This window comes from Fibrobacter sp. UWB10 (assembly GCF_900182935.1).
GTDB lineage: Bacteria > Fibrobacterota > Fibrobacteria > Fibrobacterales > Fibrobacteraceae > Fibrobacter > Fibrobacter succinogenes_O.
In genome coordinates this window covers 1-11729 of sequence record NZ_FXUE01000006.1, presented here as the reverse complement: position 1 = coordinate 11729, position 11729 = coordinate 1, and the positions used below count along the sequence as shown (strand labels likewise).

The following is an 11729-nucleotide window of genomic DNA, read 5'->3' as shown; positions in this document are numbered from 1 at the left end:
TACCGTGCCTTTGTGTAAACAAGTCGACAATAAAGCGAATCGCCCTAAGCATCGAACCCTATCGTGTTAGTTCGAAGATGCTATCAAAACCGGGCGGTATTTGTCCAAATCTTCGAGAATGCGAGCGGCACCCTTGCAGACGCAAGTCAGAGCTTCATCAATCACGTTCACCGAAAGTCCCGTTTCCTTACGGATACGTTCGTCGAAGCCGCGCAACTGAGAACCACCACCCGTCATGATGATACCCTTGTCGAAAATATCGGCAGAGAGTTCCGGCGGAGTAATGCTCAAGGCCTGCTTTACCGCTTCGATAATAGCGGTCACAGGTTCATTCAAGGCTTCACGAATTTCGGCACTGTTAATCGTCGTGGTACGCGGCATACCAGCCAAGAAGTCATGACCCTTCACTTCCATGGTCAGTTCTTCTTCCAGCGGGCTAGCAGAGCCAATCTGGATCTTGATTTGTTCTGCAGTGCTGTCACCCACGCAAAGGTTGTACATGGTGCGCAGGTAACGAACAATGGCTTCGTCCATTTCATCACCGCCCACACGCACAGAGGCGTTGCAAACGGTGCCATTCAAAGCGATTACGGCGATATCGGAAGTACCACCGCCAATATCGATCACCATGTTACCAATGGGGTCTTCAACCGGGATGCCCATACCAATAGCAGCAGCCATCGGTTCATGCACCAGGTGGACTTCCTTGGCACCGGCCTGCTTAGCAGCATCGATCACGGCACGCTTTTCCACTTCGGTAATGCCACTCGGAACGCCGACCACCACACGGGGTTTCACCATCCACAGCGGGTACTTCTGCACGCGCTTAATAAAGGTCTGCAGCAGGTTTTCCACCAGTTCAAAATCGGCAATCACGCCATCGCGCATCGGACGCACGGCACGGCTTTCGCCAGGCGTACGGCCAAGCATTTTCTTTGCTTCGAAACCGATAGCAGAAACACGGTTATTTTTGCTGTCCACCGCAATAACCGTAGGTTCATTGATGACTATTCCCTGACCCGCCACATGAACAAGCGTATTCGCCGTGCCAAGGTCAATACCGATATCGCAAGAAAAGAGGCCGAACAAAATCCAATCCTTGTTTAAGATTTAACTTCCGTAAAGAAATATAAAAAAGTTGTCCGATAGCAGAATGCCGTAGGCAAAAAAAAATTTAAAATCTGCAATACCGTGAACGGAGTCCTATCTCAGCGTGTCCTTGCCGAATTTAAGTTCCTTCTTGTAGCGGTCCCAGCCACGGGTGTTCACGTCATAACGATACTTGCGTTTTTCGTGCATGGAGATGTCTTTGTAGATAAAGAAATCGACCTCGGCGTATGCCGCATAAATACGGGCTTCGGCGCCATCAAAGAGCCTAAAGTCCTTCACGCGGTAATACGGAGTATCCAGGAGCCCTTCGCGGCTTTTGGAAGCCTTCATAGTCTCTGCCACCATGAACTTCAAGTCATCCTGCAAATAATCAGTTAATTTGTTCTCAATGCGTTCTGTCGGTTCGGCGCAACCGAACAGGAAAACGGCAAGGAATAGAGTAGCTATAGAGAAAAATTTCATAGCTATAATGTAGAAAGAATGCATAAACAAAAAACGCCCCTATCGAAAGGGGCGTCTTCGTATTCAAGTCCGAATAAATCTGTATGAATTAGAACGAGTAGGTAGCATCCACTCTAGAGAAGAGGCGGCCTTCACCCTGGAACGGGTTACGGAAGAGCAAGTCTTCAGCAACGGTCACATCAATCTTCAGGCGTTCTTCGATATTGATACCGAAGCCGAATCCAACGTGATCGTCGGCAGTGCCGTCAGCAAGCGGATTCGTGGTGAAGAAGGTACCGTCGTCCTTGCAAAGACCATAGCGTGTTTCGGTGTACTTGTTCTTTTCGTTCACGCTGCAATCGGTGTAGAGAATGGACTTCTGGCCACCCACGCGGATAACGAACCAGTCCCACCAAATGTTACGTTCGATACCGAAGCTGATCTTGCCACCGATGTCGGAACGCTTGTCCCAGTTCGGATCGTCTTCGTTGCGAGAGTCATAGACCCATGCACCGTCATCTACAGTCTTGTCGTAAACCCAGTCATGAGACTTCAGCTGGTTCCAAATGAAGTCAAGGCCGAGCCAGAAGAAACCGCGGTCCATGGCCACATTGATACCCATGCCAGCCTGAGCACGCTTGTCATCGATACCAGGAGCCTGAGCGAGCTTCATGGAGACTGCCGGCACGAGTTCACCATCGATAGCTTCGAGAGTGAAGAAGGCACGAGCCTTAGCAAGGAAAGAGAAGTCTCCATCATCGAAGAAGCTGTGACGTTCCGGGCCGTACTGAACACGAGCAAGGCCGACAGATGCTTCGTAAGAAGTTCCGCTACCCACCTGGAAGTTCACACCACCATCAAACTGAACGATAGAGGCATAAGCCTTGCTATCCGGCTGATAGGTACCGCTTTCGTCCACATCGCCACCATCCTGGTGAGCAACGTAAACATGCAAGCCCCAAGCGTCGCCGCTAGAGAACGTGCCGCCCAAGAAGCCGTCAAAGTTCGTCACGGTTTCAGGAACAACCGTGTAAGTGTTCTTGCCGGTCTGCACGTAATCGGGCAAGTACATGGCAAGTTCGGTGTTAATGCGGCCAAAGAGACCACCGATCGTGAACTTCGGATCGGGATTGTTGTCTTCACCGAAAGAAATAGAGAAAATACCACCGAAAGTCGGATGCTGCGGGTCAACGTTTCCGCCAGCAGTCATATTGTTGTCGGTGTATGCACCAAAACCACCGATCAAGTAATTGGAGTAAAGGGATGCGTTTGCGGGGTTGTCAAAGATGCTTACATCGTCCATGATGTAAGTGGTGTTCTTACCCATAGATTCAACGCGAGCAAAGGTTGCAAAAGCGGAACCCACGCCAAGAATACCAAAAGCGGCACCAACGGCAGCAGCAGTTCTTATATTCATAGGATAACTCCTTGGAAAATTCTGCTTTAAAGTTAGTTTAATTAAATGAAAAACGCAATAAAATTTTAAACAAAAGCCAAATTTTTTATACAAAAAGGCCAAGCGGAGGAAATAGGCCTTTACATACAAAAAAGGCCGGACTTGGTAGTCCGGTCTTTTTTCAAGTTTTCGCCGAATTATTCGGAGAAGGTGAACGGGATCGTAACAGTGGTGTTACCAGACTTCACCTTGCTGAACTTCCAGCGGCTCACAGCGTTCTTGACTTCGCCGTCAAATTCGCCGTAACCGGTCGTAGAAGAAGCAATGGAGATGCTGATGATTTCGCCACCCGGAGCGATCGTGAACTTCAAGGTAACCTTACCCTGGAAGCCCGGTTTCTTCTTCAGGAACTTGTTGTAGATGTGGCGCAGACCCGGAGTACGCTGACGCACAACCTTCATGATGTCTGCAGCGGAACGAGATCCACCACCGGCACCCATGTCGATATCGCGTTCAGACGGAGTCCTAATGGAGCCCTTAGCCTTGGTAGCGATACCACCGCCACCGCCGCCGAGAAGACCAGCCAGGCCGTCACCGATACCACCGGAACCACCTTCGGCATAACCTTCGTTAAAGCCACCATCAGCCTTACCGCGACGACCACCGAGAACGGTCTTACCCGTCGTCTGGAGGCCAGCCACGTCCTTCAGCACCTTGTCGATGTCCTTAGAGAACTTCTGGTTCTTCATGAGGTCATAGGCGCCTGCAGAGGCATTCTTGGTCTGAGCAGTCAAGAGCTTAAGCACACCACGAGTCTGGGGAGCGTTGGGCTGACCCTTACCACGCGGCTTGCCACCACCACCAGCCTTCTTACGAGGCTTCTTGGGTTCTTCCTTCTTCTTCTCTTCCTTCTTCTCTTCCTTCTTTTCATCGATGGTCATAGAAGCAGTAAGATCAGCAGCGGCAGAGTCGTCGAACACGACTTCGTCCACCACCTGTTCGTACATGGAAGCCCAAAGGCAGATAGCCAAAGCTACGACTAAAGAGATACCGGCAATAGCACCCATCTTCTTGTCGGATTCCGGCATCAGGGACGCTACTAACGGATCCATTTCGGGAGTATTCTTTTTAGCCATAATTATTCCTCCCCTCCGTTCTTCTGCATAACGGCGAATGCAATGTGCGTATAGCCAGAGAAGCCACAAGTAGCCATGACCTTATACATTGCATCGTAAGGGATGTTCTTGTCGATCTGCACAATGATGTTACCGGCTTCGTCAGCAGGAAGACCCATCTTCAGGGCGTGTTCCTGTTCCGTTGCGCGGCGTTCCTTAAGAACGGAGTCCACCTTGGTCACAAGAAGATCTTCTTGCTTCAAGACGTCTTCGGTAGGAACGATCTTTGCGTTATCGACCACAACGTAGTTGTTATCGACCACGACCGTCAGAGCCACTTCCTTCGGCTGCACCTTAGAGGTAGACACCGGAAGGATGAGGTTTTCGGCCTGGGTCAAAAGCTGACCTTCAGCGTCCAAGTTCTTGATCATGAACACCAGAATAATGGTCATCATGTCCATCATGGACGTCAAAGAGAAAGGTACGTCTTCGCTAAATTTACGAGTTTTTCTAGCCATTATTAACCTCCCAGCTTAGCAAGGTTGATCTTGCTGAAACCGGCCTCTTTAGCACGGTCCATAAGTTGAATGATCTTATCGAACTGGGTGTCGTCGTTAGCAACGATGATGATGTTATCGACGTCTTCGAGGTCAATGAACTGCGTATGGATCTGAATCAGGTCCTTAGCGATCAAGTCGTAAGCAGACAGCGGGTAGATGATGTTCTTTGCAGCCACATCCGGTTTCAGCGTACGAGCCGAGTTCGGAGTGAGGGTTGCAAGCACAGCGCCTGCGCTCGGCTTCTTGAGCATCGGCGGCGGGGTCAGACCCATAGCGCCTTCGCCAGGAGCAGCGAGGAATGCGTTGTTACCGTCCACATATGCGCTGTCAGGCACATTTTCGGACTGAGAAGAATACACGGCCCAAATCACGCGGCCCGGGTCTTCTTCGGATTCCTTGTTGATGGCCCAGAGTTCGATGGATTCGATTTCATAAAGATACTTTTCTTTATCCATTTCGGATCCGTCTTTGCACTTGGGACCATGACCGCTTTCCACGGCCGACTTCACATCTTCCGGCGCATACGTAATGAGCTGCGCATCGGACTTGCAACGGAACGTCCACATTTCCTTGAAGTAAACGTTCGGCTGGAAACCACCGCGGGCACCGATCACCAGGTAATCACCAGTGATAGCGAGCGAGAGGTTAAGAGCCTGCTGGTCCGGTTCCGGAGGCGTATCGTTGTCCATATTCATCATGCTGCGTTCCGGCATGTTGATTTCAACGATAGCAAGCTTGGAGAAGGCGGTCATAGACAACAGCATAGGAATCAGGATAGTGAACAAGCCCATCGCCGGCAACAGGTCCGGTTCTTCAGGCTTGGCTGGTTTCTTAAGTTGTCTTGCCATGTTTTATAACTCCGTTAAAATTATCTCTCTATCTTCGATTAAGCGAGGGAGTTGATAATCTTGAGGCCCTTTTCTTCCATTTCCTGGATGAGGCGTTCGGAGTTCATGTTGAGGAGGCCAACGATGACCAGAAGAGGCACAGCGGAGAGAAGGCCAAGGAGCGTAGTACCCATAGCGATAGCAATACCATCGGAAAGGGCCTTAGCACGTTCAGCAGCCGGCTTGTTAGCCACAGCATCGAAGGTGTAGATCAGACCGTAAATGGTGCCCATAAGTCCAAGCAACGTGGAGATGGAAGCCATAACCTGAATGATGCTGATATAACGAGTAAGACGGGGAGCTTCGGTCAGGAACACTGCGTCGCAAGCAGCGGACATGGTTTCACGACCACCGTTACGGGCAGCAACGATTGCGGCCATCACGCGAGCGATCGGGAGCTTGGTTGCGTTGGCATAGCTGAGAGCTTCATCATAGCGCTGAGCAGAAATGTGAGTGCCGAACTTGGCCAAGAAATCCTTACGGCCCTTAGCGCTCTTCACCATGATGTAAAGGAAGCGTTCAACAGAGAAGCCGAGGCCAATCATGAACACCACGAGGATGATCCACATGAACTGGTAACCATCAGATTCCGGGCTGAAGGATTGAAGCATTTTAGACATTAGAGTACTCCTTGATTGAGTGTTTTGGTTTATTTTGAAAAATCTTTGTTCATATTTAATCTTTTTTAGGGCAAAATTGTGTAGTCGAGCCGGTAAAATCTTGTTTACTACTCAAAAAACGCCATTTTTACCCTTATAGAATAGGGGAACCCTATGAACTAGGTTCCCCGTAAAATTGTTTTTACCGCTACTTTTTCTTGCCCTTCTTCTTGGAGGCCTTTTTCTTGGCCTTCGGGGCAGGAGCAGCTTCCGGTTCAGCGGCAGCTTCCGGTTCGTCGTCCATGGAGCTCATGGAAGAGGAAGTAGTAGAAGCAGAGCCACCAGCGAGTTGCTTCTGGAGGTCAGCAAGTTCAGCCTTCAACTTTTCGTTTTCAGTCTTGGCATCCTTGATGATTTCACGGTAGGTCGTGATCTGTTCTTCCGGAGTCATGACTTCGGACTTAGCAATCTGTTCCAAGCGAGCCTTGGTCTTGAAGTAAGCCGGGTCAGAGAACAAGGTAGACGGGTCGAACTTTTCGATCTTGGTGTTCAAGGTCTCGTTGTTTTCATCGAGAGTCTTGAGGAGTTCGAAGAGCTTTTCGGTCCACTGGTTTTCGATACCGTAGTGAGCAGCAGCCTTAATACCGGTTGCGCACTGCGGAACAGCGAGTTCCTTAGCACCGTTAGAACGGTTGGTCAATTCTTCGCGGTAAGCTTCCAAGTCTTCATGGACAGCTTCAACGGCGTCTTCCTTGGCCATGCCTTCGTATTCAACGTATTCCTTCACGATAGAAGCAGAGTCCGGCAGCGGAGAGTTAGCGAAAGCGTCAGCCACTTCGACGAACACAGCGCAGCCCTGGTAGTACATTTCAATGTAGCCTTCTTCAGCTTCGATCACATCCTGGTTGTAGAAGCCCTGGTCACGAGCAAGGTCAATGTTCTTCTGGAAGATCGGACGAGCCTGTTCATAGTAGCTCGGGAGCTGCTGCACGATACCGATACGTTCAGCAAACTTTTCTTCTTCCTTCTTGCCATTGAGTTCCTGTTCGCGGATCTTGGCAGCCATGGTCACGAAGAGCATACCCATCTTGTTGGTGGCCTTGAAGGTCCAGCGTTCAGATGCGTAGGTTGCAGACTTAGAGTACTGGCTCATAGCCTTCTGCAGGATATCGACCAACTGCTTGATAATCTTGGCCTTTTCCTTTTCCTTACCCTTCAGGACATACGGGTCCATCTTGTGGTATTCATGTTCACCGAGGTAGAAGGCAGCTTCAGCCGGAACACCCGGGTCAGCATTCTTGATCTGCAGACCGTACTTGTCGTAAGCTTCGAGAGTCTTGCGGTAGTCTTCAACAGCCTTTTCTTCTTCCTTAAGTTCCATGTAGGCACGAGCAGCACCGATATAGGCAGCAATCAGCTTTTCCTTATCGTCGTTACCGTAGGCCTTGATGAAGCTGTGATATTCAGAAGCAGCGAGTTCCCACTTCTTAGCATTGCCGTATGCCATCGGGATGCTGAACGCAGCGTCGAGAGCGTAAGAGCTCTTCGGGTAGTCGCGAACGAGGTCCTTAGAGCAGCGGATTGCTTCGTCGGTCATCTTGGCTTCATCGTAGCTCAAGCAGGCGCTGTACAAGTAACCCGGAGTACGTTCATCCTTCGGATAGCGCTTGTAAGCAATTTCGTAAGTCACAGCAGCAGCCTTCTTGTCGGCGATGGTGTCGTAGACCTGAGCTGCAGAACCGATAGCCATGAAGGCCATAGAATCCTGCGGGAAGTTGTTCGTGATGAACAAGTAGGTCTGAGCAGCTTCGCGGTATTCCTGTTCGAAGTACTTCTGATCGTTCTTCTTCAGGTTAGCAGCCTTCTTGTGAGCGTCACCAGCACGGACGATACCCTTGATGGTGAGCGGAGACTTAGCATACTGCTTGGGGAGAATCATGAAGGTTTCGGCAGCCTTGATGAACTGCTGATCCTTTTCATAGGCGGCACCGGCTTCGAACACGGCCTTGTCAGCAATGTCGATGAGCGGGTAGCGCTTCACGAGAGCGAGGTAAGCTTCAGCACCCTTCTGATACTGGTTCTGCTTAACGGACTGTTCTGCCATCTGGAAGAGCACGTAAGCGATAGCCTTTTCGATTTCCTTGGCCATGGAGTCATTACGAGTTTCCTTGACCTGAGTATACTGCTTATACAGCCATTCGAATTCGGTGAGGGATTCGTCGTAAGAGCCAGATTCCAAGAGAGACTGAGCAAGCATACGGCTGATGAGCAAAATGTACTGATGCTTCGGGAAGTCCTGCTTAAGCTTGCGGAGCACGCCCACAGCCACCTTGAACTGCTTGGCATCGTAATGAACGATAGCGGCGTTGTATGCAAGTTCTGCAGCTTCCTTGTTCTGGCCGAACTTGGCCATGTACTTGTTAACCTGATCGAAGTAAGCCTTGGTTTCTTCAGACTTGTAAGCCTTCACAGCATCGTCGCCATACTTTTTCTTCTTGGCGTTTTCACGAGACTGGTCCATCATGAGCACGGCGTTATATGCAGCTTCTTCCTTCTTCAGGAGAGCTTCGGAGCCCATCGGGCGACGGCCGTAGCGAGTGGTATCAGTATCGACGATCCAGTTGAACATCTTGGCAGCGTTAGCAAACTGGCCCATTTCCTGGTAAACGAGAGCGAGGTTGATGTGAACCTTGTATTCGTCCCAAGTCGGTTCCTTGGCATAGCGCTTCAGGAATGCTTCGTAAGCCTTGATGGCTTCTGCATACTGCTTCTTACCGGCTTCCAGGTCACCTTCTTTGGTGAGTTTGGCAGCGCGAGCATGGTGATACTGCGGAATGTCGAGCATAGCGCCGCGGATAGCGGTTTCTGCGTTCTTCACAGATTCCGGATACTTCTGGTTCTTCTTGTACCAAGAAGAGTTACGGTCATAGCGCTTCACCACAGTGTAGCGATGCTGCTGAGCTTCTTCAAACTTCTGCTGGATGATGAGGATTTCGATCATCGCAATATCAGCAAGAGGAGCGTCGATGTAATCCGGGTTGATGTTCATCAAGCGCTTGAAGGACTGCACGGCTTCTTCGTTACGGTCGTGGTCCTTGTTCTTCATACCGATACGATAGTACACGGAATCCTTAAACGGAACCTTCTTGTCCTTCAAGAAAGATTCAGCTTCGGCAACACCACCACCTTCAAGGTCAGAGAAAGAGGCTGCCATGAAGTCCATAGCTTCTGCGCGCAAGTCAGCAGGATATTTACCCTTGTCAGCACCGATGATGTATTCATAGTACTTGACTGCAGCAGTTTCGTATTCAGCAATGTTGTAGTAAGATTCTGCCAAGTGGTACATGGCAAGGGCAGCTTCCTTACCCGTAAGGGTTTCGAAGCCGGTCACCTTCTTGTACGCCTTGATAGCGTCACGGAACTTGCGGTTCATGAAGTGGTATTCCGCAATACGGAGCCAAGCCTTCGGCACAAGACCGTTGTCCGGGAAGTTTTCGACCAAGCGCATACGGAGCTTGTATGCCTTTTCGTCTTCACCACTAGCTTCCTGCACAGCAGCAGCCTGGTAAATAACGGTCGGAGTCTTGTCTTCCTTCGGATACTTGTCGATATATTCGAGGAAGTAACCCAAGGACTTCTGGTGATCAGCCTTCGGGAGCTGATCGATGTTGGCGCACTTTGCCGGCTTGTTATCGCGGTCGGCGCACCATGCTACATCTTCTTCATACTGGGCGTTCTTATCGAGGAAGTGCTTTTCTTCGAGCTGGAACTGATAGTGGCCCAACTGCTGGAGAGCAGATGCGCAACGCTTGTTCTGCTTGCCCTTACAGTTGTTTACTTGCTTTTCCCACTGTCTAATGGCATCTTCCATGCCCTTTTCATCGAGGCCACCGGAACGGCAAGCCTGCTCGGCCTGGTTCTTGAGAACCTTGTAGGAGCCTGCGCACTGGGTCTTTTCCGGTCCCTTCGGCATGGCCTTACACTTGGCCGCCAATTTCTTGGCTTCATTGACTTTGTCTTTACAAGGATCTGACGCTGCAAAAGAGGTGCCTACGAGCGAGCAGACGATTGCACCAACAAGCAAAAATTTTTTCATTTTTCTCTTTCCACCTATTGAGATAAAAAAGGGGAAGACCTGGTTTTTAAAAGCCAGGTCTAACTTCATTCATTGTTTATTCCAAATCGTCTAACTCGTCATCCAGGCTTTCAAGTTCCTGAGCGGCTTCAGAGCTTGCGGCACCCTGACCCATCTTAGTCTTGACGGTTGCCAAGGTAAAGCCAGCGTCATCCAAAATACGCTTACGGTTAGATTCGAAACGGTCACTCTGAATAGCCTTCTGAGTGAATGCGGCGTAATCTTCGATAGCAGCGTTAGCCTTGTCGAAGCTCGGCTGCAAGGCTTCGCGCTTGCTCTGCACACGCGGAGTCGGGAGCTGGCGAGCAAGATCAAGTGCCTTGACCTGCACGGAGTCGAATTCGTCCTGCATGGCATCGAAAGCCTGACGGGCACTGTCGCGAGCAGCAACGGTCACAACCGGCTGTTCGGTGCGCTTTTCAGCCTGTTCAAGAGACTTCACAGCGTTGTTGTAATCCTTCTTGATGAAGTAGCAGTAACCCTGAACGAGGTATGCTTCAGACACGAGGAAGGATTCAGGCATATTCTTAATAATCCACTGAGCCGGCTTGATGGCTTCGTCCGGTTTGTTAACCTTGAGGAAGGACCATGCGATACCGAGCATAGCTTCGTCGTACACCGGAGAACCGGGCTGCACCTGGCCATACATCTGAGCGGCAGCCGGAATATCGGCCTTTTCGCCAGAGAAGTAAATGTGGCCGAGTTTCACCTTAGCAGCGTCCTGCAAGTCACGTTCAGACTGGTTGGACACCGGCTGTTCGGTAATGTCGCGGAAGCAGTTTTCAGCTTCGTCGAACTTGCCGAGACGGCTGTAAGCAATACCCATGGTGTAACGGGCGTAGAAGTAGTTGGCGTTACCCGGAAGGATGGCGGCGAGCAGGTCGACAGATTCCTGATAGAGGCCCTGTTCGAACTTGATCTGGCCGGCAACGTAGTCAGCGTCAGCCTTCACGTCGCTTTCACCGAACTTCTGAGCAATATTCTGGTACTTGGCCATAGCGTCGATGTACTTGCCTTCCTTATAGTCGATGTTCATCAACTGGAAGTGATACTTGGCGCGCTGGTCACTCTGCGGATAGCGCTTGATAGCGTCTTCGTACACAGACTTAGCAGCCTTGTGCATGCGGAGGTTTTCGAAAGACTTTGCCTTATAGAAGGCGGCCTGGTCCACAAGGTGGAATGCCGGGTACTTAGTCTGAACCTTACCGAAGGCGTATGCAGCTTCCAAGAACTGACGGTTCAAGTAGAGACGCATAGCGGCGCGGTAGTCGTTTTCAGGTTCGATCTTCAAACGACGATAACGTTCTTCACCGATCTTCTCTTCGCGAGTATCACCGAAGCGGCTGGTGAGCTTGACAGCCCAGATGAAGCCACGGTTCTTCTTGGCATAGAGGTCATCGTGAGACATTTCGAGGTCGAGAGCGAGGTAACGGAAGATGCTCACATCCTTGACGTTAACCGTAGCGCCAGCAACCGGGTAACCTTC

The 11729-nt window shown here is 50.5% G+C and carries 9 protein-coding genes; all 9 read right to left on the bottom strand.

All coding sequences use genetic code 11. The annotated features are described in order from the left end of the window. Window positions 1-66: 66 nt before the first annotated feature. Complete coding sequence (locus QOL41_RS12665; RefSeq protein ID WP_173653155.1) at window positions 67-1089, bottom strand: rod shape-determining protein; 1023 nt, start codon at window positions 1087-1089, stop codon at window positions 67-69. Between the two features lie 114 nt (window positions 1090-1203). Next, window positions 1204-1572: a hypothetical protein gene (locus QOL41_RS12660; RefSeq protein WP_283430051.1), complete on the bottom strand. Its 369-nt coding sequence runs from the start codon at window positions 1570-1572 to the stop codon at window positions 1204-1206. Window positions 1573-1660: 88 nt separating this feature from the next. Next, window positions 1661-2968 (bottom strand): hypothetical protein, encoded by a 1308-nt coding sequence (locus tag QOL41_RS12655; RefSeq protein ID WP_283430050.1) that lies wholly within the window; start codon window positions 2966-2968, stop codon window positions 1661-1663. A 176-nt stretch (window positions 2969-3144) separates the two neighbouring features. Further along, window positions 3145-4083 (bottom strand): AgmX/PglI C-terminal domain-containing protein, encoded by a 939-nt coding sequence (locus QOL41_RS12650; protein WP_073319377.1) that lies wholly within the window; start codon window positions 4081-4083, stop codon window positions 3145-3147. Between the two features lie 2 nt (window positions 4084-4085). Beyond that, window positions 4086-4580 carry a biopolymer transporter ExbD gene (locus tag QOL41_RS12645; protein WP_072801023.1) on the bottom strand — a complete coding sequence of 165 codons (495 nt, stop codon included), beginning with the start codon at window positions 4578-4580 and terminating at the stop codon, window positions 4086-4088. A 2-nt stretch (window positions 4581-4582) separates the two neighbouring features. Next, window positions 4583-5470, bottom strand: coding sequence for an ExbD/TolR family protein (locus QOL41_RS12640; RefSeq protein ID WP_283430049.1), 888 nt, complete (start codon window positions 5468-5470; stop codon window positions 4583-4585). A gap of 38 nt (window positions 5471-5508) precedes the next feature. Beyond that, window positions 5509-6129 (bottom strand): MotA/TolQ/ExbB proton channel family protein, encoded by a 621-nt coding sequence (locus QOL41_RS12635; protein WP_088628014.1) that lies wholly within the window; start codon window positions 6127-6129, stop codon window positions 5509-5511. A gap of 187 nt (window positions 6130-6316) precedes the next feature. Next, window positions 6317-10204 carry a tetratricopeptide repeat protein gene (locus QOL41_RS12630; RefSeq protein WP_283430048.1) on the bottom strand — a complete coding sequence of 1296 codons (3888 nt, stop codon included), beginning with the start codon at window positions 10202-10204 and terminating at the stop codon, window positions 6317-6319. 76 nt (window positions 10205-10280) lie between these two features. Further along, window positions 10281-11729, bottom strand: a 1449-nt coding sequence (locus QOL41_RS12625; protein ID WP_283430047.1) for a tetratricopeptide repeat protein, incomplete at its 5' end; no start/stop codon positions are given.

Bases quoted from the DNA above. Each gene is read 5' to 3' on its own strand.
- QOL41_RS12660 (WP_283430051.1), bottom strand. From the start codon at position 1,572: ATGAAATTTTTCTCTATAGCTACTCTATTCCTTGCCGTTTTCCTGTTC.
- QOL41_RS12655 (WP_283430050.1), bottom strand. From the start codon at position 2,968: ATGAATATAAGAACTGCTGCTGCCGTTGGTGCCGCTTTTGGTATTCTT.
- QOL41_RS12650 (WP_073319377.1), bottom strand. From the start codon at position 4,083: ATGGCTAAAAAGAATACTCCCGAAATGGATCCGTTAGTAGCGTCCCTG.
- QOL41_RS12645 (WP_072801023.1), bottom strand. From the start codon at position 4,580: ATGGCTAGAAAAACTCGTAAATTTAGCGAAGACGTACCTTTCTCTTTG.
- QOL41_RS12640 (WP_283430049.1), bottom strand. From the start codon at position 5,470: ATGGCAAGACAACTTAAGAAACCAGCCAAGCCTGAAGAACCGGACCTG.
- QOL41_RS12635 (WP_088628014.1), bottom strand. From the start codon at position 6,129: ATGTCTAAAATGCTTCAATCCTTCAGCCCGGAATCTGATGGTTACCAG.
- QOL41_RS12630 (WP_283430048.1), bottom strand. From the start codon at position 10,204: ATGAAAAAATTTTTGCTTGTTGGTGCAATCGTCTGCTCGCTCGTAGGC.